The following is a 24,384-nucleotide window of genomic DNA, read 5'->3' as shown; positions in this document are numbered from 1 at the left end:
TTACGGTCCGAGAGCAATGGCGTGGTGGAGCGGGCCAGCCAGTTCATGCAAACGTCCTACCTACCCGGGCGGGCCTTCACCTCTCCGGAGGACTTCAACAACCAGCTCGGCCAGTGGCCGCCGAAGGCCAACGCCCGGCTAGTTAGGAGGACCGACAACCGCCGGCGGACCTGCCCGCTGCGGACAAAACGTCAATGCTGCCGCTGCCGCCGGTTCCATCGGTCAGCGGCTTCACCGCAAGGGTCCGGCTGCCGAGGGACTACTACGTCCGGATGGGATCCAACGACTACTCCGTCCACTCGCAGGCCATCGGCCGGTTTGTCGACGTCATCGCGGATCTCGCCACTGTGGATCAGCCTGGACGGCAGACCGGGTGGCACCCGCCCCGGTCTGGGGGCGCCGCTCTGACCATCAGCATCCCGGACCACACCAATGCGGCAAGGGGACTGCGGAAGGCCTTCCAGAACCCTCACCCAGTCGGCGAAACAACCGGGTTGCGGGACCTAGCGGACTACGGACCGGGCGTTCGGGGTTGTCCTGGATGATGGGCAGGTTGCCTGATGCCGGCCGCTAACGGAACCGTAGGCCAGATCGAGTACTACTCCCGTGCGATGAAAGCACCCCGGATCCGCGAAGCAGCGACCCGGCTCGCGGATCCGGCCCGTGAAGGAGGCTGGACGCACGAGAAATACCTCGCTGCTATGCTGTCCCGGGAAGTCGCAGCCAGGGAAGCCCCCGGCGCCGAGATCAGGGCTCGGGCAGCTGGTTTCCCGGGCCGGAAATCACTCGACGACTTCAACTTCGACCACCACGGCACGCGCTGGCCGTAGCGGACGACAGAATCCCCAAGAGCTGGTCTGGAGGCATCTGGTGTAGTCCGAGCGCCGGGGCACCTGCAGCAGGGATTCGAATCACGAAGACCTATCACACTTCGGCGCCTAGTCAGCTACAGGTACCAAACCTTCTCGCGGATACTCCCGCGGACACGTCCAACCTGTCCTCCTAAGCGTTCCACGGCTTTCCGACGATGTATTGACCCGGAAGAAGAGAAGGCAGCCCTAAAAAGGCTATACAAAAGAATGGTCAAGGATCGCCGCAAGTTAGCGCGCGGCATGCCCCGGTTACGGTATTTAACATAAAGCTTTACGTGTGATGAACCATAGTTCCTTGCTTGGCGGTACACCTGACGCAAGTTATCTCGTAAGTAGTATTTGACAATAGCAGTCTCGATCAGTTCAGTCTTATACCCGGCAAAGTGAATCCGCCAGAAGTAGTCCGTTTCATCACCGCCACCGACGAGGCTTTCGTCAAAGGGACCTACAACCTCGTAGATCGATCGCGCAAAACCGCAATTTGCACCCACGGGCCAAGGAATATTCCAGAACATCGTATATAAGGTTCGCTCAATCGATACGCGCTCCCCTGATGGAAGCCGACGATCCAATGCGCCACCAAATGCGAGCGTGCCGCCGGCAACTGATTTTGCAATGTGGGAAAGCCACTCAGAGTCCACTTCGTCGTCAGCGTCGCAAAAAACAATGAAGTCGCCGCGCGCCTCTTGCACACCACGATTCCGCGCATGATTTATTCCTCTACGACTACCAGCGTCAACAGCACGCAGCTGCGGAAAGTGTTCAGCAAAATTCTCAACGATATCACGTGTGGAGTCAGTTGATCCGTTATCAGCAACCAAAACCTCAAAGGGCCCAGCGTAGGTCTGCCGTGCAAGCGCCCGCAGTTGCCGCTCTAAGGTTAACTCTCCGTTTAGGCACGGAATCACAACCGAAAACCCGGGACGACCTGTAGTTGAGGAATTAGGTGTAGTCATAAGTTTGTCTCCTTCCGATGAGATCATCGTCAACTTGCCGTGGTTCACGGATTATCAGTAACACATGATCGAGTGCAGGTTTCGATGATTCAAAATCACCTCCTCACACGCAATTGAGCATGGGACAACGTAGTCGATAACGGCGCTCGTTCCTAGGTGTACTCCGATAGGCCAACTGCAGGACCCATTGATCGCCGTATGATTCATGCCCTTAAGGTCATACTGGATCAACCGGCCGCATTAAATTAAACTCATCGCAAAACAGTAAAAATAATGACCGCTATAGTCGTTACAGCAAACCATATTCCGCTTATTGGCAGCACTTTCGGAGGTAACGAACCGCGGACTAGCCAGACAAGCCAGACCATCACTACCACTTCGCGTGCTACCGCTAGCCAAGCGGCAAAGGCAAGACTGCTAGTCGCAGCAAAAGCGATTGGAACCGCGAGTACAAGACCGAGGAACTTAGCCGGTAGACCAGCTTTGAGTCGCCCAAGTCTCGTCAGGTATATCGTGGATGAATATGCCAAGACCTGCGGAAACGTACATAATGCCATAATCGGGACTGCTTGCAGAGCGTCCACCCAACTGGTCCCTAGGATCGGTTTGAGAACAAATTCCGTCCCCAAGATGGTTGTGGCGATCGTGGCACCTATTAGCATGCTTGCTCTAGAAAGAAGTCGTCCGATAGTACCGGGAGAATGGCCATCCAGGATCCGGGGACGAACCACATTGACCGTCGCGTTGACGATTGCATCGCCTAAGCTGCGGGATACAGACCAAGCAAGGTTGTATTGGCCTAATTTAGCCGTTCCTGCAAAGAAGCCAACCAGGATCCGGTCCGACTGGCCTTGTCCCCACCCTAGTGCTGAATAAGCGGAGGCAGCGCGGAATTGCGCAGCAATCCTAGTTAGTGTTGCAACATTGCCGTGAATGGGCTGGGAACCTAAGGCTTTGTCATTTCGCACCTTTCGGACCAGTGCCAAAGCCAAGAATATTTCAACGATAGTGACCTGGAGTACGCAGCCAAAAATGTTGTGGGTGAGAAGTAGTACGGGAAGGCTTATAAGAAGGGAAAGTAATGCGGCCGTCGCCTGAAGCGAAGCCAGCGTCCTCCAATGGCCAGCCGCCTGCAGTAGGGCCACAGGCTTGGTGGCCACGGCCATTGCCATCGGCGCCAATGCAAGTGGAGCAAGTACCAAAATATCGGACTGCAGTGACCGGGAGTGAGTACCCATCAGTAATAGCACAATCAAAATGAGCGCCAATGGGCCGACTAGCCCAAACGCTCGCGTGTATCTCCTAAGAAATCTCGTTCCTGCTCGAGACTGTAGGGCACCAACAGCAACTTGCCGAACTGCAACATCAAAAACCGACTGTAGGAAAGTAAGCCCGAGGATGGCCCAAGTATAAAGACCCAGCACCTCGGGCGAAACAAAAAGTGCGGCTAGGAACATTAATCCAGCTGTCGCAACACGCGGCAATATTCGCTCTATAAAAGACCAGACTAACGTGGCAGTCATCAGCTTCTACCTGCCACGCCGACAAACCTTGAATCTCAAAGAGTCAGTCACTTCAGCGATATTTCGTTTATGAGCGAATCTAAAGCGGCGCCGGATGACAAAGGGGAAAATTTGACTACTCTAGTTCGTAGAGTGTGAGACTTTGCAGACCACAACGAGTCGTCGGACAATAGATCCACGCAGTGTTGAGCAAAAAGGATTGGATCATCGCCAATACTCAGCCCGGCTGCGATGGCATCTAACCCTCGAGCTCCGATAACAGTTGTTACGACGGGTATACCACGTTGACTCGGCGGACCGACCTTCATATTGACGCCGCTTCCCCCGAAAACGGGATTGATAAAGATGCGAGCAGAAGCGAACAACCTTTCGAGATCTGAAACTTCCCCTAAAAAGGAAACTGATTCATTCAAACTCAGTTCGCGCTTCAACGATTGACTCGCCCGCCGTCCAGCAATAACTAGCTTCGCATCCGGTAGTCTTTTTCGTATTTTAGGCAGAACAGAATATATAAACCAACGAAGTCCGTGTACTGCGTGAGGGGCGTCAAGTGAACCTACAAACAACAACTCGCTTGACTTTGGAGCTATCCTGGGGCGGTGGAGATTGTGATCAGGGGCATCGATTAACACAGGAGGAACGACAGTGGTGGGCGCGTTGAGAGCTTTGTATGGGCCCTTATCTGTGGAGGAAAGCAGCGCGACCATTTGCACTCTACTAAGCAGATTCGGCATGGCCCACTTGAGCCGAATCGCCTCGGCGGTGTAGTAACACCGTTTCACACCGGTTGCATCAGCAGCCAGGCTTCGCATGTATTGAACTTCGTCATTGTGACTACGCAAAAGCACAGGTACCCCCAAGGCATCTGCAATTACGCCTGCCAGTCCGAGGGTCCACTCGTGTGAGGCGATAATCGCCGTCGGCGCCCCGGTCTTTATGAGCCGCCCGACTAGACTCTCATCCATGCGACGGCTAGACAACTGGTAGGGCAGGTGTGGCCAGCGCATCGTTGCATAAAAAGCGGACGTCCGTTTGACAAACACTACATCTGGATCGATGCTTCGATGAAGTTCTTTGTCTTCATCCGTTATGTCGAGACGATGAGAGACAATGAGCCTGATCTTCAGGCCCTGTTCAAGTAGCCCCTGGCACTCCCCTAGGGCTTCCGCCCGGCCACCACTATTGGTTGGAAAAAGGGAGTCATCGGCAATGAACAAGATTGTCACGGTAACATTCCCCCTGGTATGTGACAGCAACTCACAATGATGTCAGGAACTCACATGGGGGCATACATTGGTCGCGCCGTTACTGTGGTCTGAGCATCATGCGGAAGAGCCGACATCACTAGTCGTGAGGTTGGGCTTCCTACTCGCTGAGCGGCTTACGGACTCCCCATTCTTAGAGACTGATGAGGAGAGGACTACTGGCTAGATATTATGCATGTACGTCATGCATGTCCATTTGATGGCGTGGAGCAGGTTCGTCGGGATGCCGGTTCGAGCTGCACTTGGGGCGCCACAGCTTTCGCTGGCAGCTCGTAAAATGCTCCGGCGCAGCGCCATTTTTATCACAGTGCTGGTAGCACACATCTGAGCGGATCGTAGTTAGTGCCCTCCGGGCTAGAATCTAGTCGGTCAGCTTCACCTGAGAGCGCGCGACGGTCAAAGCCTAGGTGCTGGACAAGTATTCTGATTTGTGAACACCTAAGGGCACTGGGGGATTGATGAGACGTGCGCTAGATTGGCGTGGAAAATACTCGCGGCGGCTCGCTGCGGCTGATGCAGCAGTAGTCAGTTGGGCAGTGGCGGGCGCCTACATAGTACGCTTCGGCTTTGACCCAAGCGCCGCTCGAGAGGACGCAACATATCTGCTGTTGTCCATGGCTTTGGCCCCCATCTGGTGGTTGATGCTTGGCGCTTGGAGTAGCCGCGAAACCCGAATACTGGGCAGTGGAAGTGACGAGTACAAGCGTGTTGCTGCTGCGTCGCTATGGCTCTTCGGCTTGATAGCTATCGTCTCGTACGCTTTGCGGATCGATGTGGCACGAGGCTATGTAGGAGTGGCTTTGCCCGCCGGCCTCAGCGGGCTTCTTCTTTCCCGTTGGTATCTGCGGCAGCATCTGAATGTCGATCGATTGAAAGGAACGAGTATTTCTCGACTCATGCTAATGGGTGGCCCCGGAGCGGTGGCTCACTTGGCATCAAGTCTCGAGCGAGCGAAAAGGTCTGGTTATAAGCCAGTTGCTGCCTACATCCCTGGTTATCCAGAGTCGAGCATAATCGAGCCACGTTCAGGGCTCCATGTTTTGGGGCATCGTCCGGACACTGCGTCTATTTTGCATGCAATCGAAGAGTGTAAAGCGGATGCGGTGGCGCTTTCAGCCGGAGTCCAACTACACCCTCAGACGCTGCGGCATCTGGGTTGGGAATTGGCAGCACGAAATGTTGGACTCATCATGGCCCCTGCCCTCACTGATATTGCTGGCCCCAGGATCCATACCCAACAAGTTTCCGGCCTTCCGCTGATCCACGTCACCACGCCAACCCTCGAAGGGGGGCAGCGAGTGGCAAAGCGCCTCTTTGATATTGCAGTATCGGGACTCATTATTTTGGCTTTGGCCCCCGTGATGGCTTTGGTCGCCGTGCTGGTCAAGATCGACAGTCGCGGACCCGTCTTATTCAGACAAGAGAGAGTCGGGATAGAGGGACGCCCATTTAATATGTTGAAATTTAGGTCCATGGTTATGGACGCCGAGCAGCAACTTTCAGAACTGCAGCATCGGAATGAGGGGCATGGCGTGCTCTTCAAAATGAAGAACGATCCGCGTGTCACGCGCATCGGCAGAGTGTTGCGGCGTTACAGTCTCGATGAACTACCTCAACTATTCAATATCTTTGTTGGGAGCATGAGCTTGGTGGGTCCAAGGCCACCTCTACCTAAGGAAGTTGAAGCGTACGAGCAGGATGTACGTCGCCGGCTCCTGGTGAAGCCGGGCCTCACCGGGCTTTGGCAAGTAAGCGGAAGATCTAACTTGTCATGGCAGGACTCGGTTCGACTCGACCTGTACTACGTGGAGAACTGGTCTCTCGCAGGAGATCTACTCATTATTTTGCGCACTGTCAGAGCTGTTTTTTTCAGTACCGGCGCCTATTGATGATGTCACCAATCTATATAGGAACCGGAGTTTCGGACAGATGAACTATGAGGACCAAACCGTGAGACCAAAGCGTTTTGCACTGGTTAGGACACGCAAGGATCATCGTCGGCACACGAAGCATCGCTTTTTCGTTTGGGCGCTAGTAGTAAGCTCTGGGCTCGTCCTTGCTGTGTTAGCTGCCGCTCACGTGGCAGACAAAGTACGTGTGGTGCGGCAAGAGCTTACGGCTGCTACGACCCTGGCTTCCGAACTTGAAAATGCCATCAAGGAGGACGACCACGGTAGGGTCGAAGCTGTCGTGGGTCAACTTAGAGCTCACACTGGCACCGCTCGGGCAGCAGCAGATGACCCGCTGTGGAACGCGGCCTCCGCAATACCGGTCCTAGGAGCAAATTTTGGCGCGGTAGGTGAACTTGCGCGATCTGCTAACGACATCGCAGTGCTTGGTGTCACTCCTTTGTCTAGCGTGTTTGAATCGTTTGACTGGCACAATCTTGTGTCCAATAGCAGTGGCGAAAGCCTGCAGAAAATCGGCGACGCCGCACCCCGCATCGCCTCAGCTACGCATGCTGTTAGCGTGTCATCTGCGAAGCTCGACCAGATCGACACCGCGGCGCTTCTTCCTGAAATTGGCATTCCCATAAACGACGCTAGGAAGAGACTCAAGGAGATCAGTCACACTCTTAACAGTGCATCGGATGCAGCGTCGCTTGTTCCGTCCTTACTCGGAAGCGAAGCACCGCGGACCTATCTCCTTATCGTTCAAAATAACGCCGAGCTGCGAGCTTCTGGAGGCATTCCAGGCGCACTTGCAGTTCTAAGCGCCGACCGAGGCAAGCTCACCTTGGGCAAACAGAGCAGCGCCTCTGCGCTTGGAGCAATTGATCCGGTCATACCGGTTGACGATGAACAGAGAGCAATTTTTTCGGGACGCGTCGGCAAGTATATGCAGGATGTAAACCTCACGCCTGACTTCCCTACAGCTGCTGCCACTGCAGCGACGATGTGGGAGGGAGCAATGCATCAGAAAGTTGACGGGGTTATCTCAGTTGACCCTGTCCTTCTTAGCTATGTCCTCCAGTCCACGGGACCGGTTTCTATCTCGGGCCCGGAACTGGCCGCTGTGAAGGCTGCAGGACTGCCGACCGAACTCTCAGGTAACAATGTTGTGCGCACCCTACTATCAGATGTTTACTCTAAAATCGAGCAGCCGAAACTGCAGGATTCCTACTTTGCCAGCGTAGCGAAGGAGGTTTTTTCTGCTCTTTCCGATGGCAAGGGGAATGCGAAGGGCCTCGTTACTGGGCTCACCCGTGGAGCTGAAGAGGGTCGTGTCCTGATGTGGTCAACTCGGCCGTCAGAACAAGCCGTGATCGCAAAGTACTCCTTGAGCGGCTCTATTTCCGGACCCAGCGTTTCCCCTGCTCAGTTCGGCGTGTACTTCAATGACGGGACAGGCGCCAAGATGGACTACTACGTCAAACGCACCGTCCAGCTCATCAAAGAGTGTCCCGCAGACGGCTACGAACAGACGACGGTTCGAGTGACCAGCGCCAACACGGCGCCCAGCGATGCTGCCACCTCACTTCCCGCTTACGTCACAGGTGCAGGCGCCTTTGGAGTCGCACCGGGTACGGTCCAAACAAATGTCGTCGCCTACGGCCCTGCACAAGCAAACGTGGAGTCAGCCACCGTTGACGGCCAGAAGACTCCTTTTGCTCCTTACATCCATGCGAACAGACCGGTGGGTGTCGTTGCCCAACAGCTTGCTCCAGGCGAAAGCAAAACGGTGGAGTTCACTTTCGGGAAGATCGTTCAACACACGGAACCTAACGTGGTTGTCACACCGACGGTCCAGCCTGTAAAGGACGTTGTCCTTCCGGCGGAAAACGCGTCCTGTGATCAAGGCCAGTGACGGTCGCGTTAACACTATGTAAACCGACTGGATTGAGGTTGGTTACAACCGATCCGGGATGGTACCTTCTATCTGGGATATCTATCCGTAGTTCTGCACATGGTCTCGTGCGGAGGGGACATTTCCCCAAAATCGGGTAATCAAAACTGAAACGTCTCCGGGGGGACACACATGAAGAAAACACTCGCCGCACTCGCACTTGCGGGCTCAATAGCACTCGTTGGTTCCGCGCCTGCCATGGCCGCAACCTACCCGGCACTTCCGCCGGCAGCTGGCGTCTCTGACGGAACCGTTGCACCGGGCGAAACCTTCGTCTTCACCGCCCAGGGCTTCCTGCCCGGTGAAACCGTCACCATCACCATCACCGTTGTAACCTCCGGCGCCGCAAACGCCGGCGGTACCGCAGTGTCCGCCAAGATCCCTGTGTTCCAGGCTCCGCAGACGCTTTCTGCTAAAGCTGACGCGCAGGGCAAGATCTCCGTTCCGCTGGCCATCAGCGAAGCCGGTACGTACTCGGTCACCGCCAAGGGCGATACGTCCGGAATCACGGTCGGCCCCGTAGTTGTCAAGGTTGGCGCAGCACTCGCCAACACCGGCAGCACCGTTGCAGGCAACGCCGGCGGCGCTCCGCTGGCCAACACGGGCGGCCTGGCCAACACCGGCGCCGACTCCGGCCTGATCCTGTGGACCCTGGTGGGCGCAGGCGCACTGGCCGCCGGCGCAACCTCCGTTGTGGTGGTTCGCCGCCGCGCCAAGGCAGAGGTTGCCGCCTAACCGCAGCAACTCCTAGCACCAACGAAGGTGGGTGCATCTCCGGAAACGGAGATGCACCCACCTTTTGCTTTGGGGTTGATGCTGCGGGTTCCCGCAACCTTGACTTCGACAAGCCAAGGCAACGCTTGTTTTGTGGTAACTATTAGGGCTATGGGGAGACATTGGCGCAGGGCACCACGCGAATACGACTTTATCGTCCCACTCCCCCGCCCACAGGTGCTCGGCTACGCCCTTCTCGTTCTCCTCGCGGCCTGCGCCTTCGCCACCGCCGCTTTTGCCCTTCTACGGACGTCCTGAGGCCCATTTGAGAATCCTCAACAACCACCGGCTGTGGCAGCTCATCCTGGCGGCCATGGTGGTTCCGTTGGCGCTTGTCGCCTTCTGGCCGACGCCCGTGGACCAGCCCGTCTCAGGGCAGCTGGCCATTGTGTTGAATTTCCTCCACCACCACGGCATTCCCCGCTGGTTTAACTACGACTTTGTGGAACGGTCCGCCAACGTTGGCCTGTTCATTCCTGTTGGTTTCGTTGCCGCCCTGGCATTTCCCAGCAAAAAATGGTGGCAAATCGGAGCTTTCGGAATGCTCGTTTCCGGCTGCATCGAACTCGGACAGTTCCTGTTTCTTCACAGCCGCTTTGCAAGCCCGTCAGATGTCATGACCAACACGTCAGGCGCTGTCATCGGCGCCCTGCTGGCACTCCTGGCCATGCAAAAAGGGAGGCCCGCCGCCATCCGGCAACGAGCCTCCCAAAAACAATAGAACGCCGGGACTACCCGACGAAGCCCTTCATCCAGGTCTTCAGGTCCTCGCCGAACTCCACTCGCTCGGACGCCAGCGTGATGACGGCCTTGAGGTAGCTCAGCTTGTCGCCGGTGTCGTAGCGGCGGCCCTTGAAGACCACGCCGTACACGCCGGAGCCTTCGCCCTCGCCGGCCGCGAGGGTCTGCAGGGCGTCGGTCAGCTGGATCTCGTTGCCCCGGCCCGGAGCGGTGTTCTCCAGGACGCCGAACACCGAGTGGTGCAGCACGTAGCGGCCGATCACGGCCAGGTTGGACGGTGCGTCCGCGACCGCCGGCTTCTCCACCAGGCTGTTGACGCGGACGTAGTCCTCGCCTTCCACCACGGAGATGTCCGCGCAGCCATAGGCACTGATCTGCGAGGGGTCAACCTCGATCAGGGCGATCACCGAACCGCCGGTCTTCTGCTGCACCTCCATCATGGTGCCCAGCAGGTTCTCAGCCTCATCGATGAGGTCGTCACCCAGGAGCACCGCGAAGGGCTCGTCCCCTACGTGCTGCTGGGCGCAGAGCACAGCGTGGCCCAGGCCCTTGGCTTCGCCCTGGCGGACGTAGTGGATGGGACCCAGGTTGGAGGCGTACTCCACCATGCCCAGCTTGTCCTTATCCCCCTTGGCCTCCAGCGCAGCCTCCAGGCCGGGCTCGCGGTCGAAGTGGTCCTCCAAGGCACGCTTGTTGCGGCCCGTGATCATCAGCAGGTCAGTGAGGCCGGCATCCACCGCTTCCTCAACCACGTACTGGATGGCCGGGCGGTCAACCACCGGCAACATTTCCTTCGGCATTGCCTTGGTGGCGGGCAGGAAACGAGTTCCTAATCCGGCAGCAGGAATGACGGCTTTGGTGATAGCTCTCCCCATAGTCATAGCTGAACCTTAACAAATTTGATGGAGCGGCGGGCAATTATGATTTCGTGGACCGGGTTTCGGTGGTTTTCGACCGGTTCGGTTTCGACAGGCTCAACCGCGGAATTGGGGTTCGCGCTTCTCCTGGAAAGCCCGGAAACCCTCCGCATAGTCCGCGGTCTTGCAGAGCCGCGCCTGCTCCTCGTTCTCCTCCTGCATGGCCTGCCACAGGCCCAGGCGCTGGTCGCGGATGTGTGCCACCAGCTCCTTCGAGGCAACGAAGGCACCCGTGGCACCGGCAGCGACGCGCGAAACGATGGCCCGGGTGGAGTCCAGCAGCTCGGCCGCCGGCATGGCACGGCTGAACATGCCTTGCGCCACGGCCTCGGCCCCCGAGATCAGGTCCGCTGTGTAGATCAGGTCCAGCGTCCGGTGCATGCCCAGCCGCTCCGTGAAGTACCAGTGCCCGCCCGAATCCAGCGTGGCGCCCAGCTTGGCAAAGGGCGAGCCGAACTTGGCGTTCTCCGCCACGTACACCACGTCCGTGGCCAGCAGCAGCCCCAGCCCCACGCCCAGGCATGCGCCTTGGGCTGCGGCGAACGTCGGCGCCGGGAACGCAGCCATCTTCTTCAGCAACGGCTCCACCAGCCCGCCCAGGTAGGCTGCGGCGTCGTCGCTTTCCGGGGTGACCCCGGCGATGTCCCTGCCCGCGCAGAAGGCCCGGCCCTCTCCCCTCAGCAGCAGCGCCCGCACCTCACCGCGCGAGGCGGCGGCAGCAGCGTCGTCGTACGCCTGGGTTAAATCCCGCAGCGCCTGCTCATCCAGCGAGTTCAGCTTGTGCGGTGCGTCCAGAACGACCTCTGCGATGCCGTTGCCGATGGAAAGGGAAATCATGGGGCTCCTTGTAGTGAAAACGGGTTAGACGTCGAAGTCGACCGTGACTTCCTTGCTGGTGGGGTGGCTCTGGCAGGTGAGCACGTAGCCCTTGTCCAGCTCGTCCTGCTCCAGCGCGTAGTTCTCGTCCATGGTCACGCTGCCGGTGACCACCTTGGCCCGGCAGGTGCCGCACACTCCCCCAGCGCAGGCGAACGGCACGTCCGGGCGGACCCGCAACGCCGCGTTCAGGATGGACTCGCGGGCGTGCGTGGGGCTGGCCACCTCGCCCTGCAGGCCGTCCAGCTTGAACGTGATCTTGTACGTCTCCTTGGACTCGTCCACCACCACGGGGCGGCCGGCCTGGCCCTCCGGGCGGTCCGGCTTGCCCGACGTAAACAGCTCGAACCGGACGTTCTCCGGCTTCACCCCGCGCTCGGCCAGGGTGTCCCGGCACAGCTGCACCAGCTCGAACGGCCCGCACAGGAACCACTCGTCCACATCGTCCGCGTGCAGGGCGGTACCCAGCAGCTGCTGCAGCTTCTCCGCATCGATCCGGCCGGACAGCAGCGGCGCGATCCGCTGCTCCCGGGAGAGCACGTGATGGATGGCCAGCCGCTGCGGGTACTTGTCCTTCAGGTCCGCCAGCTCCTCCAGGAACATCACGTCCATGGCGGCCTTGTTGGCGTAGATCAGGTCGAACCGGGTCTCCGGATTGGCGGCCAGCAGCGTCCGGGCGATCGCGATCACCGGGGTGATCCCGGACCCGGCGGCGATGGCCACAAAGTTCCCGGCCTCCCCCGCGAGGTCTTCGGGGTGGTTCATCGAATTCATGACGTTCTGCTCCACGGCCACGCCGTCGCGGCCGTGCTTGGACACGAACGCGCCCATGGGGCTCATCACGTCCAAGGTGTCCCCGGCCTTCAGCTCGGCGTTCGCCCAGGTGGAGAACAACCCACCCAGGTCCTTCTTGATGGCCACCCGGATCTCGCTGGTGCCGTCCTCGAAGCTGCGCGGCTCGGCGCAGATGGAGTAGCTGCGGCGGATTTCCTTCGGCTCGCCGTCCTCGTCCGGCAGCGTGGTGCGCAGGGCGACGTACTGGCCGGGCAGGTAGTCGAACTTGCCAGCGAGCTCCGCGGGGACGTGGAAGCTGACCTCGATGGCGTCATCGGTGAGCCGGCGCACCTCCTGCACGGTGAGGGTGTGGAAGGACGGACGACGGCGGCCGGTCACCTCAGCCTCTTCGGCGGCGGTCTGGCGGACAACAGGCATGGGGGGTTCCTTACAGGACTTTGAAGTAGTCGAACGGTTCCTTGCAGTCCTGGCACACATAGAGCGCCTTGCAGGACGTGGAACCGAAGCGGGTGAGTTCCTTGGTGTTCAGGCTGTTGCACTGCGGGCACTTCACCGCCAGGCTCAGCCGGATGGGGCCTGAGTGGCCGCCGGCTTTGGAGTGGCCGCTGGGCGGGGCGATGCCGTACTCCTGCAGCTTCTGCTTGCCGGCCTCCGTCATCCAGTCAGTGGTCCACGCCGGGGCCAGGACCAGGTCCACGTGCACGTCCCCGTAGCCCTCCTTCTTGAAGGCCGTGTAGAGGTCATCCCGGATGGCGTCCATGGCCGGGCAGCCCGAGTACGTGGGCGTGATGGTGACCGTGACGCTTCCGTCCGTGCCGACGTCGACCTTCCGCAAAATCCCCAGGTCCGCGATGGTGAGCACCGGGATTTCCGGGTCCACCACCGTGGCGGCGATGTCCCACGCCTTCTGCCGGGGCGTCTGCGTCCGGGTTTCGAAGTCCGAGATGTACATGGCAGTCACCAGCTGGCCCCGGGGTGCTCGCGGGCCAGCACCTGCATCTCCGCGAGGATGTAGCCCAGGTGCTCCGAGTGCTTGCCGTACCGGCCGCCGCCCGGGGCTGCGGGCACCTCCGGGACCTCCAGCTCGGCCTCGGTAAGGATGGCGGTGACCAGGCGGTCAAAGTCGCCTCTAAGGCTGGAAGGCACGACGGCGGCGCCCGCCGCAGCGAGGCGCTGCGTCAGGTCATCGTCCTGGAACAGTTCGTTGACGTACGGCCACATCAGGCGCAGGCCGTGGATCATCCGCTTGCGGGATTCCTCGGTGCCGCCGGCCAGGCGCAGCACCCACTGGCTGCTGTGGTCCCGGTGGTAATCCACTTCCTTCACGGCCTTGGCGGCAATGGCTGCCAGGGTGGCGTCCGTGGATTCGGTGAGGCGGCGGTAGAGCTCGTACTGGTAGTAGCTCACCACGAACTGGCGGGCGATGGTGGCCGCGAAGTCCCCGTTGGGCTGCTCGAACAGCTGGACACTCCGGAACTCGTGCTCGCGGCGGAAGTAGGCCAGCTCATCCTCGGACGTGGCCGTACCGTCCTCCTTGGGCATGCCGGCGCCGGCGTAGGTCAGGAAGCTGCGGGCGTGGCCCAGCTGGTCCAGGGCGATGTTGCCCAGGGCGATGTCCTCCTCCAGCTCCGGGGCGCGGGAAATCCAGTGGCCCAGCCGCTGGGCGAGGATCAGGGCGTCATCGCCCAGCCTCAGTGCATACTCGGCGACGTCCCCGCTGGGCTTCACCAGGCCGGTCTTTACCTCCAGGGCGATGTCCTCCGGGCGCAGGGCGTTGCCGGGGGTGATTCTTGTTGCCGATGCGTTGGAGTCGCCGCCGGCCAAGCCCGTGGAGATGTCGCCGTGGCCCGTGCTTTCGTGGGTGCTGGTTTCCGGGGTGCTCACAGGTGCTTCACCCCTTCGCTCTTGGTGTAGTACGTGGCGTGCCGGTAGTCCTTGCCCTGCGGGGACTCGAAGAAGGAGCCCTTGGAATCGGGATCACTGGCCGCGATGGCGTCCGCCGGGACCACCCAGATGGAGACGCCCTCGTTGCGGCGGGTGTAGAGGTCGCGGGCATTGCGGAGGGCCATGGCGGCATCCGGGGCGTGCAGCGACCCGGCGTGCACGTGGCTCAGGCCGCGGCTGGAGCGGACGAAAACCTCCCAGAGGCCCCACGCTCCGCGGTCGTGGTGCTCCTGCGGCGCGGGGGATGCTTTGGGGACTTCGCGGTTGATCTCGGTGGCGGAGCTGGCCGGGGTTTCCGGGTTGCCGTGGGGTGTCATGCTGCGTGTTCCTTCGTCTTCATCGACTCTTTTGCCTGCTGTTTTGCTCGCTGCTTGTCCGCATACGCGGCGGCTGCCTCGCGGACCCAGGCGCCGTCGTCGTGCGCTGCCCGCCGGCGCTCAAGGCGCTGGGCGTTGCAGGGGCCGCGGCCGGCCAGGACTTCTTGGAACTCGTGCCAGTCCAGCGGGCCGTGCTCCCACTTCTTGGTGTCCTCGTTGAAGCGGACCTGGTCATCGGGGAGGGTGAGGCCCAGGACCCGGACCTGCTCCACCATCATGCCCACGAAGCGGCTGCGGAGCTCGTCATTGCTGAACCGCTTGATGTTCCACGCCATGGACTGCTTGGAGTTGGGCGAATCGTCATCCGGCGGGCCGAACATCATCAGGGCGGGGGCGTACCAGCGGTTCACCGCGTCCTGGGCCATCTGCTTCTGCGCGGGCGTGCCGTTGGAGAGTTCCAGCAGGATCTCGAAGCCCTGGCGCTGGTGGAACGACTCTTCCTTGCAGATGCGGACCATGGCCCGGCCGTAGGGGCCATACGATGCCCGGCACAGCGGGACCTGGTTGCAGATGGCTGCGCCGTCCACCAGCCAGCCGATGGCGCCCATGTCCGCCCAGGTCAGGGCCGGGTAGTTGAAGATGCTGGAGTAGCGGGCCTTGCCGGCGATGAGGTCGTCCATCATCTTGTCCCGGGACTGGCCCAGGGTCTCGGCGGCGCTGTAGAGGTAGAGCCCGTGGCCGGCCTCGTCCTGGACCTTGGCCATGAGGATGGCCTTGCGCTTCAGGCTGGGGGCGCGGGAGATCCAGTTGGCCTCCGGCTGCATGCCGATGATCTCGGAGTGGGCGTGCTGGGACACCTGGCGCAGGAGGGTCTTGCGGTAAGCCGCCGGCATCCAGTCGCGGGGCTCGATCCGGGAGTCCTCGGCGATGATGCGGTCGAAGTGGGCCTGGCCCGCGGCGTCCGCTTCTTGGGTTAGCTCAGCCGGCACTGACTGCAAGTTCTGCGCTGCCATGGTTGCTCCTATGCAAAGACCTGTCGGGCGGCTCGGAATTATTTACCGACCGTTCGTTCAGGATATGCGGGCGCGGCGGAACTCGTCAAGCGTGCACCCTCCCCAACGCCCGCTCACCTTCGACCGCCTTCCCCTTAACGCCCGCTCACCTTCGACCGCCTTCCCTCAACGCCCGCTCACCTTCGACCGCTCCTCCCCCAACGCGCGCTCACCTTCGACAGCTTTCCCACCGACGCGCGCTCACCTTCGACAGCTTTCCCACCGACGCCCGCTCACCTTCGACAGCTTTCCCACCGACGCCCGCTCACCTTCGACAGCTTTCCCACCGACGCCCGCTCACCTTCGACAGCTTTCCCACCGACGCCCGCTCACCTTCGACCACCCATCCCCCAACGCCCGCTCACTTCTTGCCGCTCTCCCACCAACGCCCGCTCACCTTCGACAGCCTTCCCACCGACGCGCGCTCACCTTTTGCGCGTGGCGCGTGCCGCCGTCGTGCGCTGACTTCCCAAGGCGAGGCCCGCCGTGGTGCGCCACCGCGACCCGTGCGCACCCGCGCGAAGCACTTAACTGATTACCGCCGCAATCAGCGATTTTGGTCTTAAACTCAGGCTATCGACGTGGAAGGTGCGTGGTTCTAGTGTCCGAGGGAACGATGGCAGATCCGTGGCAGCTGGTGACGGCGCCCGGGTCATCCGAATACCAGATGTACCGGGACCCTGAGGCAGCCCCACCGGCACTGGTCTGCCAGGTGGGCTCAACCACCCTGAAATACCGCCTCCGGGCGATCGAAGACCTGCATGCGTGGCTGACCGAGCAAGGGGACTGGGTTCCCCTGGGCGCCGCCGATGAATCGAAGCCGGCCCCGGAAGGCAGCGTCGAGGCATGGGGCCGGGATCCCGGGAACCCGGTGGGCGGTTGGTACGGGTTGCGGAAAGGCTACCGCGGACGGTTCGGAATGTACCTCCCACCGCTGCTGGAAGCTCTGGGACTGGCCGAGCTCACCCACGAGAAACGCAATAACTCAGTCCGCGCCCTCCCCAAGGACTGACAGCACCAGCCCAGCCCGTACTCGGCGCGAGTGTTTTTTGCGCGGACCAGGTACCAGCCGCGCCGCTGTCCGTTGGGTGGCTCATCCGGGACCAAAGTTCCCTGTTCATTGTCAGTGGCGCGGAGCACAATTGGCCTTGCCTGACCACGAACGGAGCCATCCCATGTCTGAGCACACCAACCCCACCCCCGAGCACGCAGAGAGCCGTGTCCCCCTCCCCGGCTCAGAACGCCCCGCGGCGGCACGGATCCAAAACACCCTGGGTCCTGCCAATCCCGCGCACAGGATCGAGGTCACCGTGATCCTGCGCCGCCAGGAACCGCTGCCGGAGGCCTTCACCGAGCCCGCCCAGCCCCTGACCCGCGAGGAACTGGCAGCACGCCACGGCGCCTCCGACGCTGACCTGAGCCTGGCCACCGAGACCTTCACCCGGCTCGGCGCCGACGTGGTCGAGGCCGACGCCGCCTCCCGCCGCATCCGCCTCGCCGGGACGGTGGAGGTGCTGAGCCGGATCTTCGGCACCAGCCTGGAGGAAGTCACCAGCAGCGGTCCGCACGGCCACGATGTCACCCACCGGCACAGGACCGGTGGCCTGGAGATCCCCGCGGAACTGGACGGCGTTGTCACGGCGGTACTGGGCCTTGATGACCGGCCCCAGGCGCGCGCCCAGTTCCATGCCATTCCGCGGGCGGCGTCCGGGACCAGCTACACACCGCCCGAGCTTGCCCGGATCTACAACTTCCCCGCGGGCGGCGGCGGCGCCGGCCAGACCGTGGCCATCATCGAACTCGGCGGCGGCTTCGCCCAATCCGACCTGGACGCCTACTTCGCCGAACTGGGCATCACCGGGCCCACGGTGCGGGCAGTGGGGGTCGACGGCGCGGCGAACCATCCCGGACAGGACCCCACGGGCGCGGACGGCGAAGTCCTCCTGGACATCGAAGTGGTGGGCGCCCTGGTGCCCCAGGCGGACATCCCGGTCTACTTCGCGCCCAACACCGACGCCGGATTCCTCGACGCCATCATCAACGCCTCCCACGCCGCCCCGGCACCCACGTCCATCAGCATCAGCTGGGGCCAAAGCGAGGACGACTGGACCGCCCAGGCCCGGACAGCCTTCGACCAGGCCCTGGCCGACGCCACGGCACTCGGCGTGACCGTCACCGCCGCCGCCGGGGACAACGGCAGCGCAGACGGCGCCACCGACGGCAAAGACCACGCCGATTTCCCCGCCTCCAGCCCCCACGCGCTGGCCTGCGGCGGAACCCGCCTCGACGCGGACCCCGCCACGGGAACCATCACGTCCGAGACTGTGTGGAACGACGGCCCGCACTCAGCCACCGGCGGCGGCTACAGCGACACCTTCCCCGTCCCCGCCTGGCAGTCAGGCCAGTCCGCGCACCACGGCGGCCACCACCCCACAGGGACGAAAGGCCGCGGAGTGCCGGACGTCAGCGCAGTGGCGGACCCCCAGACCGGCTACAAAGTGCGGGTGGACGGCACGGACATGGTCATCGGCGGGACCAGCGCCGTGGCACCGCTCTGGGCGGCACTCATCGCCCTCCTGGCGGAGTCCACCAGCCGCACCTTCGGGCAGATCCAGCCGCTGCTGTACCGCAACAAGGCGGCCTTCCGCGACATTACCGCCGGAAACAACGGCACCTACAAGGCCGCCGCCGGCTGGGACCCGTGCACCGGCCTCGGCAGCCCCGACGGAGCAGCGCTCCTCACCGCGATCTCGGCCGGCCCATGACCTGACTGGCGCCTTCGGCGGCCCTGCGGCGGCCACGTTTCTTAAGCCTTTCTTAGGAACCCTGGGGAAGGATCGAAACAGAGACCACGGACAGAACCCTGTCCGCCGCAGGACCATCCCGGAGGATTCGTGAACGGACCAACCCGAGCCCACAAGACAATAGCCGGCCCCCGCACCATCGCCGCCGCCCGCACCCGGTTCCCCGTGCTCCCCCAGGCCCGGCACTGGCTGCTGCTGGGCGCGCTGCTGTGCGCCGCCGTCGTCGCCCTCGGCTTCACGGTGCAGCTCCTGCCCGGCGACACCGCCGCCGAACTGCACGTGGACCAGGACCTCAGCACGCACCACGTTGCCGTGCTGACCGCCGTCGCGATGGGCATCAACCTCCTGTTCGGCCCGGTGGCAGGCTTGGGCCTGATCGCCGTCATCGCCCTGGTGGTGCTGCTGGTGCGCCGCGACCTGGCCACGGCTGTTGCCTTCGGCGTGGTGGCGTGCTCGGGCTGGGTGGCCAGCGAAGCCTTCAAGCTGATCGTCGCCCGGCAGCGGCCCAACCCGGCGCTGCTGTTCGACCCCCTCTCGCCGGAGACCGGATCCAACAGCTTCCCCAGCGGCCACGTCAGCTTCGCCGTCGCCCTGGCCTTCGCCCTGTACTTCCTGGCCCGGGGCACCCGCTGGTCCAAGCTGGTGGCCGCGGCCGGCGCCGTCGTCGCCGTCATCGTGGCATGGTCCCGGCTGTACGTCGGCGTGCACTACCCCACCGACGTGGCGGCCTCGTTCCTGGCCGCGAGCGCCGCCTTCGTGCTGCTCGCCGGGCTCTGGAACCGCTATGCTCCCCGGCTCTTCGACCGCCTGCCCGCCGCGCTCACCACCCCGTCCAGCCGACGCTAAAGGACCCCCATGCACAGCTTCCTCACCCCTGACCTGGTCTCCGCCATGGCCACCACCGGACCACCGTCCCTGCTGGACCCCGCCGGCCTGCTCAGCGGCCTGGGACCGGCAGCCCTGGGCGTGATCGCCGGGATGGTCTTCATCGAATCCGGCGTCCTGTTCCCGTTCCTGCCCGGGGATTCGCTGCTCTTCACCGCGGGGCTCCTGCACCAGCAGCTGCAGCTGGCCCTCCCCGTCCTAATCGGGGTGATCACGGCCGCAGCCATCGCCGGCGACCAGGTGGGTTACCTGCTGGGCCGTCGGTTCGGCCGGCGCTGGTTCAAGGACGACGCCAAGGTCCTGAAAACCGCCCACCTCACCGCCACTGAGGACTTCTTCCGCCGGCACGGTGGCGCTGCCGTGGTCCTGGCCCGCTTCGTCCCCATCATCAGGACGTTCGCGCCGCTGACCGCCGGCACCGCCCGCTACGGGTACAAAGCCTTCACGCTGTGGAACATCGTGGGAGCCGCCGCCTGGGCCACGTCCGTGACCCTCCTGGGCACCTGGCTGGGGCACTACGACATCATCGCCAAGAACATCGACGTCATCGCCGTGCTCATGGTCCTCGTGTCCGTGGTTCCCTGGGCCGTGGAATACCTCAAGCGCCGCCGCGCCAACCGCCGCGCCGCCGCAGAGCCGTCCGCAGAGTACGACGACGAGTACGGCGACGACGCTGCGGCGGGTGCCCCGCCGCACCTCGACACGGTGGGCACCAGCGCCCGGCAGGACGCTTTCACGGAAGAATAGGCCGCATGACCACCCCGGACCGGCCCTCCCTGCTGCTCGCCGAGGACGATCCCGCGCTGGGACCAATGATCGCGGAACTGCTGGAGCCCGACTACCGGATCCGGCTCGCCGCCACCGGCCAGGAAGCCCTGCACCTGGGCCTGACGCAGCCCTGGGACGTGATGGTGATTGACCGCGGCCTGCCCGTCATGGACGGACTGGCCGTCATCGCGGCGCTCCGGGCCAAAGGCATCGCCACCCCCATCCTGATCCTCACCGCGCTGGGCGAGACGGACGAGAAGGTCCGCGGGCTGGACACCGGCGCCAACGACTACATGACCAAACCGTTCGACGCCGGCGAGCTGGCGGCGCGGCTGCGCGCCCTGACGCGCACGTTTACTCCGCCCGCGGGGCCGGTGGGCATCGGCAGCTGGGACTTCGATCCGGCGTCGCGCGCTGTCCGTTCCGCCTACGGCGAGGTGGTGACGCTGACCGCCAAGGAAGCCGAACTCCTGGCGGCGCTGGCCGCCGAACCCGGCAGGGTGTTCACCCGCGACGACCTGCTCGCCGCGCACTTCCAGTCCACGGACCAGCCCGGCGTCATCGACACCTACGTCCACCACCTGCGCCGCAAGATCTCCCGGACCGTCATCCGCACCGTCCACGGCGTGGGCTACCAGATCGGCGACCCCTCATGACCTCTTCCTCTTCCGGTTTTGGCTCCTCCGGCCCTGGCTCCACCGGCGTGTCCCACTCCGGTTCCGGGGACGCGGACCAGGACATCCTCCGACGCGCGTCGCTGAAGGTGGCACTGCGGATCAGCGCCGGCGTGGCCGTCCTGGTGCTGGTGCTGCTCGCCGCCGCCACCGTGTTCCTCATGAACAAGCTGGCCCATCCCACGCCGCCCGGTTCCACCGCAGGCAAGGCCTACACCTACCTGGATTCGAAGGACCTGATCGAGGGCATGATCCTCGCGGGGCTGGCGGGCATCGTGCTGGCCGGTGTGGTGGGCTGGATCAGCGCCCGCAGCGCCATCCGGCCGCTGGGCGAGGCCCTGGCCAGGCAACGGCGCTTCGTCCAGGACGCCAGCCACGAACTCCGCACCCCGCTGGCGATCCTTGATACCCGCATCCAGCTCGCGCAGCGCAAGGCCGAGCCCGGGTCCGAGCCGGCGCAGGCGTTGGCGAAGATCCGGGAGGACACGGCCACGCTGACGGGCATCGTCAACGAACTCCTGTTGGCGGCGACCGGCTCCCCCGGCGCGTCCGGCGCGCCCGGAGGTGCCGTGCCGGAGCCGGTGGACGTCGCGGCGGTTGCCCGGTCCGCTGCCGACAGCCTCCAGGCCCTGGCCGGCCAACAGGGCATCCGGCTGGACTTCTCCGGGGCCGGTACGGCGTGGGTGCGCGCGGATCCCGGCTCGCTGCGGCGCGCCATCCTGGCCCTGGCCGATAACGCCCTGGCCCACACCCCCTCCGGCGGAAGCATCACCATCAGCACCAGAGTTGAGGGATCCCGGGCCCTGGTCCTGGTGGCAGACACCGGATCCGGGATCACCGGGGTGGACCCCGGCCGGATCTTTGACCGGTTCGTCCGCGCCCCGGGGTTGGACGGAGCCGGGGGCAGGCGCAGCTTTGGCATAGGCCTGGCCCTGGTCCGCGACATCGCCACCGCAGCCGGCGGCACCGTGGACGTACAGCGGACCGGATCCGACGGCACGACCATGAGGCTGGCACTGCCGCTGGCGCGGGACTGAAGCATGCAGTCAGGGGGTATTGACCCATCACTTGTTTTTTGCAAGTATCGTGGTTATCCACTCCATCTTGGGAAAAGAGACTGTGATGACCTCAATGTTCGTAAACCTGCCGGTGACAGACCTGGAGCGCGCCAAGGCGTTCTACACGGCGGTGGGTTTCACCATCAACCCGCTCTTCACCGACCACAACGCCGCGTGCGTGGTGGTGGAGGAAGACCACAGCTATTTCATGCTCCTGGTCCGCGAGTACTTCCAGACCTTCAGCGACCGGCCCATCGGCGACCCGTCCGCGACCGTATCGGCCACTACGGCTATCTTCCTGGAGAGCCGGGAAGCAGTGGACGCCAGCGTTGCCAGTGGCCTGGCAGCAGGCGGAACCGAGGCCCAGCCCGCTTCCGATTACGGCTTCATGTACCAGCGCCAGCTGACGGACCCGGACGGCAACATCCTTGAGTTTGGCTACATGGAAGCCGCCGCCGCCGAACAGGGCCCGGAAGCCTTCATGAACCAGCAGGCCTGAGGTTCATGGCCGCACGCGACTACGGACAGTACTCGGGCATCACACGGGCCATGGAAATCGTCGGCGAACGGTGGGCCCTGCTGATCGTCCGCGACCTGCTCGTAGGGCCACGCCGCTACGGTGAGCTCGCCGAGGGCCTGCCACGGATCCCGAGCAATATCCTGGCCGCGCGGCTCAAGGAACTGCAGGCGGCCGGCGTGATCCGCCGTGCGCCACGCTCGCGGGTCATCGTCTACGAGCTCACGCCGTACGGACGGGAACTGGAACCGGTGGTCCTCGCGCTGGGCGCCTGGGGCTTCAAGGCCATGGGCGATCCACGCGAGGACCAGATCATCAGCCCCGACTCGATGACCATGGACCTGCGAACGGCGTTCCGGCCGGATGTGGCGGCCGCCCTGCCCGCCACGGCCTACGCAGCGCACTTTGGTTCCGCCGATCTCCTGATCAGGGTCCAGGGGGCCAGCCTCGACGTCATTCGCGGTGACGGCGCGGCGGACCTCGCCTTTGCCGCCGGGCCGGACATCCGGCTGCTGATCTCCGGCGACATGGCACCGGACCGGGCGATCGAAAGCGGCGCGATCCGGGTGCTGCGCGGGCCGGGAGAACTCCTCCGCCGCTTTGCGGACACCTTCCACCTGGCGGCCTGACAGTGTGCGGCGGCTCCTTTTGGCCGACGCCCACCCAAGGGACGGGGCGTCACGGGGCACGCCGCGGACCGGCGTCGTGCGTCAACGGCCGGCGAAGAACTCCTTGACCAGCCTCTTGGGTGCCCGGGCCGCCCAGGCTTCCACCAGGATCTCCGCCAGCTCTTCGTGCGACATCTCGCCAAGCCGGGACTCCTGCACCAGGACGGCGTTGTACCCGTTGAAGTGGGGCACGGTGAAGAACGGCAGCGACGGGTCCTCCACCAGGGCTGACTTCGCGGCATCGTCCGGGACCACGATGACCAGCAGGTCCTGGTACGGCTCGCCCGATTCCGGATTAATCGCCGTCTTGTGCGGGGCCCGGTACAGCACGAAGCCCCGGCCCTTGGGTCCCTGCGGCACCTTGTAGGTTGGACGGTCACCCCAGGAGGTCCCCAGCACAACCTCGGGAAGGCCCCTGCAGATGGCATCAATGTCGCCCGGTGTTGCCTTGCGCTCCATCGCCACAACGTAGCCCCGCGCCGTGACCGGCCGCAATGCCCTGCGCCGGGCTCTTACTCGGTGGCGCCCAGGAACTCAGCCACCAGCGGCTGCCCACAATTTTCCACCACGGCCAGGGCATGCGACGCGTTGGCCTGCCGGGCCAGGATCGCCAGTTCTTCGGCCGGCTCGGGGGACGACGCGACCGCATCCAGCTCCCGGGCCACGCCCTCCAGCGCGGACTTCAGCGCCTCCCGGTTTGCCTCTATCGCGGACTGGATGTGCTGGAGCAGCAGGGCCATGTCGCGCCGGTGGTCCAGCAGGAGCTCGCCCCAGATGCCTTCGGGCGCCGCCGCGGCCAGGCGCTGAAGGTCCGGTTCGCCGGGAACGCCCCACTCAGCGGCGACCGCGGCGGCCTCGACATTGCGGGCGAGGGTCTCGAAACGGAGCTTCTCCAGGACGGCTTCCAGGTCCGCGGATGTGAACGTTAACCATTGGGTTTTGCCCGTGCCCAGGTACAGGAGCTGCGTTTCCAAGCGGAAATTCAACAGCTCGAGTTGCCGTCTTTCGCGCCACAACGTCGCGGAAAGTCCATCTGCCCCCAATGGTTCCCCAATCACTATGGAGTTCTGCCGCCGCGGAGATGCGAAATCCGCGGCGTCTTTTGCATGACAGTACACGTAAGGGGCCGCGT

25 protein-coding genes and 1 pseudogene are annotated in these 24,384 nt (G+C 63.2%); 14 read left to right on the top strand and 12 right to left on the bottom strand.

Annotation, left to right across the window (positions count from 1 at the left end; genetic code table 11):
- Positions 1 to 194 precede the first annotated feature (194 nt).
- Positions 195 to 545, top strand: coding sequence for a Mu transposase domain-containing protein (locus AC4EEO_RS03710; RefSeq protein WP_491339914.1), 351 nt, complete (start codon positions 195 to 197; stop codon positions 543 to 545).
- A gap of 15 nt (positions 546 to 560) precedes the next feature.
- Positions 561 to 809: pseudogene (locus AC4EEO_RS03705) on the top strand (IS21-like element helper ATPase IstB); the annotation flags it as partial.
- A gap of 137 nt (positions 810 to 946) precedes the next feature.
- Here AC4EEO_RS03705 and AC4EEO_RS03700 read toward each other — a convergent pair.
- The 3 genes from AC4EEO_RS03700 to AC4EEO_RS03690 form a co-directional block, all read right to left on the bottom strand.
- A complete protein-coding gene (locus AC4EEO_RS03700) occupies positions 947 to 1,828 on the bottom strand; it encodes a glycosyltransferase family 2 protein (RefSeq protein WP_491339913.1) in 882 nt (293 codons plus the stop codon).
- 251 nt (positions 1,829 to 2,079) lie between these two features.
- Positions 2,080 to 3,351, bottom strand: coding sequence for a lipopolysaccharide biosynthesis protein (locus AC4EEO_RS03695; protein WP_491339912.1), 1,272 nt, complete (start codon positions 3,349 to 3,351; stop codon positions 2,080 to 2,082).
- A 47-nt stretch (positions 3,352 to 3,398) separates the two neighbouring features.
- Entirely contained in the window at positions 3,399 to 4,577 is a 1,179-nt protein-coding gene (locus AC4EEO_RS03690) for a glycosyltransferase (protein ID WP_491339911.1), read from the bottom strand.
- A gap of 497 nt (positions 4,578 to 5,074) precedes the next feature.
- Between AC4EEO_RS03690 and AC4EEO_RS03685 the strand changes: the two genes are divergently transcribed.
- The 4 genes from AC4EEO_RS03685 to AC4EEO_RS03670 all read left to right on the top strand — a co-directional run bounded on the left by AC4EEO_RS03685 (position 5,075) and on the right by AC4EEO_RS03670 (position 9,957).
- Positions 5,075 to 6,505, top strand: a complete 1,431-nt coding sequence (locus AC4EEO_RS03685) for a sugar transferase (protein ID WP_491339910.1) — start codon at positions 5,075 to 5,077, stop codon at positions 6,503 to 6,505.
- 190 nt (positions 6,506 to 6,695) lie between these two features.
- Positions 6,696 to 8,423: a DUF4012 domain-containing protein gene (locus AC4EEO_RS03680; RefSeq protein WP_491339909.1), complete on the top strand. Its 1,728-nt coding sequence runs from the start codon at positions 6,696 to 6,698 to the stop codon at positions 8,421 to 8,423.
- Between the two features lie 171 nt (positions 8,424 to 8,594).
- Positions 8,595 to 9,197, top strand: a complete 603-nt coding sequence (locus tag AC4EEO_RS03675; protein WP_491339908.1) for an LPXTG cell wall anchor domain-containing protein — start codon at positions 8,595 to 8,597, stop codon at positions 9,195 to 9,197.
- A 355-nt stretch (positions 9,198 to 9,552) separates the two neighbouring features.
- On the top strand, positions 9,553 to 9,957 hold the full coding sequence (locus AC4EEO_RS03670) for a VanZ family protein (protein ID WP_491340392.1): 405 nt from the start codon (positions 9,553 to 9,555) through the stop codon (positions 9,955 to 9,957).
- A 10-nt stretch (positions 9,958 to 9,967) separates the two neighbouring features.
- On the opposite strand, the gene galU is transcribed toward AC4EEO_RS03670, so the two are convergent.
- The 7 genes from galU to paaA all read right to left on the bottom strand — a co-directional run bounded on the left by galU (position 9,968) and on the right by paaA (position 15,839).
- Positions 9,968 to 10,858 (bottom strand): UTP--glucose-1-phosphate uridylyltransferase GalU, encoded by an 891-nt coding sequence (gene galU / locus AC4EEO_RS03665; RefSeq protein ID WP_026264556.1) that lies wholly within the window; start codon positions 10,856 to 10,858, stop codon positions 9,968 to 9,970.
- Between the two features lie 93 nt (positions 10,859 to 10,951).
- On the bottom strand, positions 10,952 to 11,731 hold the full coding sequence (locus tag AC4EEO_RS03660) for an enoyl-CoA hydratase/isomerase family protein (RefSeq protein WP_491339907.1): 780 nt from the start codon (positions 11,729 to 11,731) through the stop codon (positions 10,952 to 10,954).
- Positions 11,732 to 11,755: 24 nt separating this feature from the next.
- The gene (paaE, locus tag AC4EEO_RS03655) at positions 11,756 to 12,982 is read right to left on the bottom strand and encodes a 1,2-phenylacetyl-CoA epoxidase subunit PaaE (protein ID WP_491339906.1); all 1,227 of its coding nucleotides are present in this window, start codon (positions 12,980 to 12,982) and stop codon (positions 11,756 to 11,758) included.
- 10 nt (positions 12,983 to 12,992) lie between these two features.
- On the bottom strand, positions 12,993 to 13,517 hold the full coding sequence (gene paaD, locus AC4EEO_RS03650; protein ID WP_491339905.1) for a 1,2-phenylacetyl-CoA epoxidase subunit PaaD: 525 nt from the start codon (positions 13,515 to 13,517) through the stop codon (positions 12,993 to 12,995).
- Positions 13,518 to 13,522: 5 nt separating this feature from the next.
- On the bottom strand, positions 13,523 to 14,449 hold the full coding sequence (gene paaC / locus AC4EEO_RS03645; protein WP_491339904.1) for a 1,2-phenylacetyl-CoA epoxidase subunit PaaC: 927 nt from the start codon (positions 14,447 to 14,449) through the stop codon (positions 13,523 to 13,525).
- Entirely contained in the window at positions 14,446 to 14,826 is a 381-nt protein-coding gene (gene paaB / locus AC4EEO_RS03640) for a 1,2-phenylacetyl-CoA epoxidase subunit PaaB (protein ID WP_491339903.1), read from the bottom strand. The genes paaC and paaB overlap by 4 nt, the downstream gene beginning before the upstream one ends.
- Positions 14,823 to 15,839: a 1,2-phenylacetyl-CoA epoxidase subunit PaaA gene (gene paaA / locus AC4EEO_RS03635; RefSeq protein WP_109045331.1), complete on the bottom strand. Its 1,017-nt coding sequence runs from the start codon at positions 15,837 to 15,839 to the stop codon at positions 14,823 to 14,825. Before paaA ends, paaB begins: the two co-directional genes overlap by 4 nt.
- 655 nt (positions 15,840 to 16,494) lie before the next feature.
- On the opposite strand from paaA, the gene AC4EEO_RS03630 reads away from it, so the two are divergent.
- From AC4EEO_RS03630 to AC4EEO_RS03595, 8 genes are all read left to right on the top strand, one after another.
- Entirely contained in the window at positions 16,495 to 16,890 is a 396-nt protein-coding gene (locus tag AC4EEO_RS03630; protein ID WP_491340391.1) for a DUF6855 family protein, read from the top strand.
- Positions 16,891 to 17,053: 163 nt separating this feature from the next.
- Positions 17,054 to 18,643 carry a S53 family peptidase gene (locus AC4EEO_RS03625; RefSeq protein WP_491339902.1) on the top strand — a complete coding sequence of 530 codons (1,590 nt, stop codon included), beginning with the start codon at positions 17,054 to 17,056 and terminating at the stop codon, positions 18,641 to 18,643.
- 129 nt (positions 18,644 to 18,772) lie between these two features.
- Positions 18,773 to 19,528 carry a phosphatase PAP2 family protein gene (locus AC4EEO_RS03620; protein WP_491330445.1) on the top strand — a complete coding sequence of 252 codons (756 nt, stop codon included), beginning with the start codon at positions 18,773 to 18,775 and terminating at the stop codon, positions 19,526 to 19,528.
- A gap of 9 nt (positions 19,529 to 19,537) precedes the next feature.
- Positions 19,538 to 20,314, top strand: a complete 777-nt coding sequence (locus tag AC4EEO_RS03615) for a DedA family protein (RefSeq protein WP_491339901.1) — start codon at positions 19,538 to 19,540, stop codon at positions 20,312 to 20,314.
- A gap of 5 nt (positions 20,315 to 20,319) precedes the next feature.
- Positions 20,320 to 20,991, top strand: coding sequence for a response regulator transcription factor (locus tag AC4EEO_RS03610; protein WP_491339900.1), 672 nt, complete (start codon positions 20,320 to 20,322; stop codon positions 20,989 to 20,991).
- Positions 20,988 to 22,046, top strand: a complete 1,059-nt coding sequence (locus AC4EEO_RS03605) for a sensor histidine kinase (protein WP_491339899.1) — start codon at positions 20,988 to 20,990, stop codon at positions 22,044 to 22,046. The genes AC4EEO_RS03610 and AC4EEO_RS03605 overlap by 4 nt, the downstream gene beginning before the upstream one ends.
- A gap of 85 nt (positions 22,047 to 22,131) precedes the next feature.
- Positions 22,132 to 22,566: a VOC family protein gene (locus tag AC4EEO_RS03600; RefSeq protein ID WP_461840304.1), complete on the top strand. Its 435-nt coding sequence runs from the start codon at positions 22,132 to 22,134 to the stop codon at positions 22,564 to 22,566.
- 5 nt (positions 22,567 to 22,571) lie between these two features.
- Positions 22,572 to 23,213, top strand: coding sequence for a winged helix-turn-helix transcriptional regulator (locus AC4EEO_RS03595; protein ID WP_491339898.1), 642 nt, complete (start codon positions 22,572 to 22,574; stop codon positions 23,211 to 23,213).
- An 81-nt stretch (positions 23,214 to 23,294) separates the two neighbouring features.
- On the opposite strand, the gene AC4EEO_RS03590 is transcribed toward AC4EEO_RS03595, so the two are convergent.
- A complete protein-coding gene (locus AC4EEO_RS03590; protein WP_491339897.1) occupies positions 23,295 to 23,711 on the bottom strand; it encodes an MmcQ/YjbR family DNA-binding protein in 417 nt (138 codons plus the stop codon).
- A gap of 53 nt (positions 23,712 to 23,764) precedes the next feature.
- Positions 23,765 to 24,310: a flagellar export chaperone FlgN gene (flgN, locus tag AC4EEO_RS03585; RefSeq protein WP_491339896.1), complete on the bottom strand. Its 546-nt coding sequence runs from the start codon at positions 24,308 to 24,310 to the stop codon at positions 23,765 to 23,767.
- Positions 24,311 to 24,384 lie beyond the last annotated feature (74 nt).

Source organism: Pseudarthrobacter sp. MOO13, from assembly GCF_058267655.1.
This window is presented reverse-complemented; position numbering and strand designations above follow the sequence as displayed.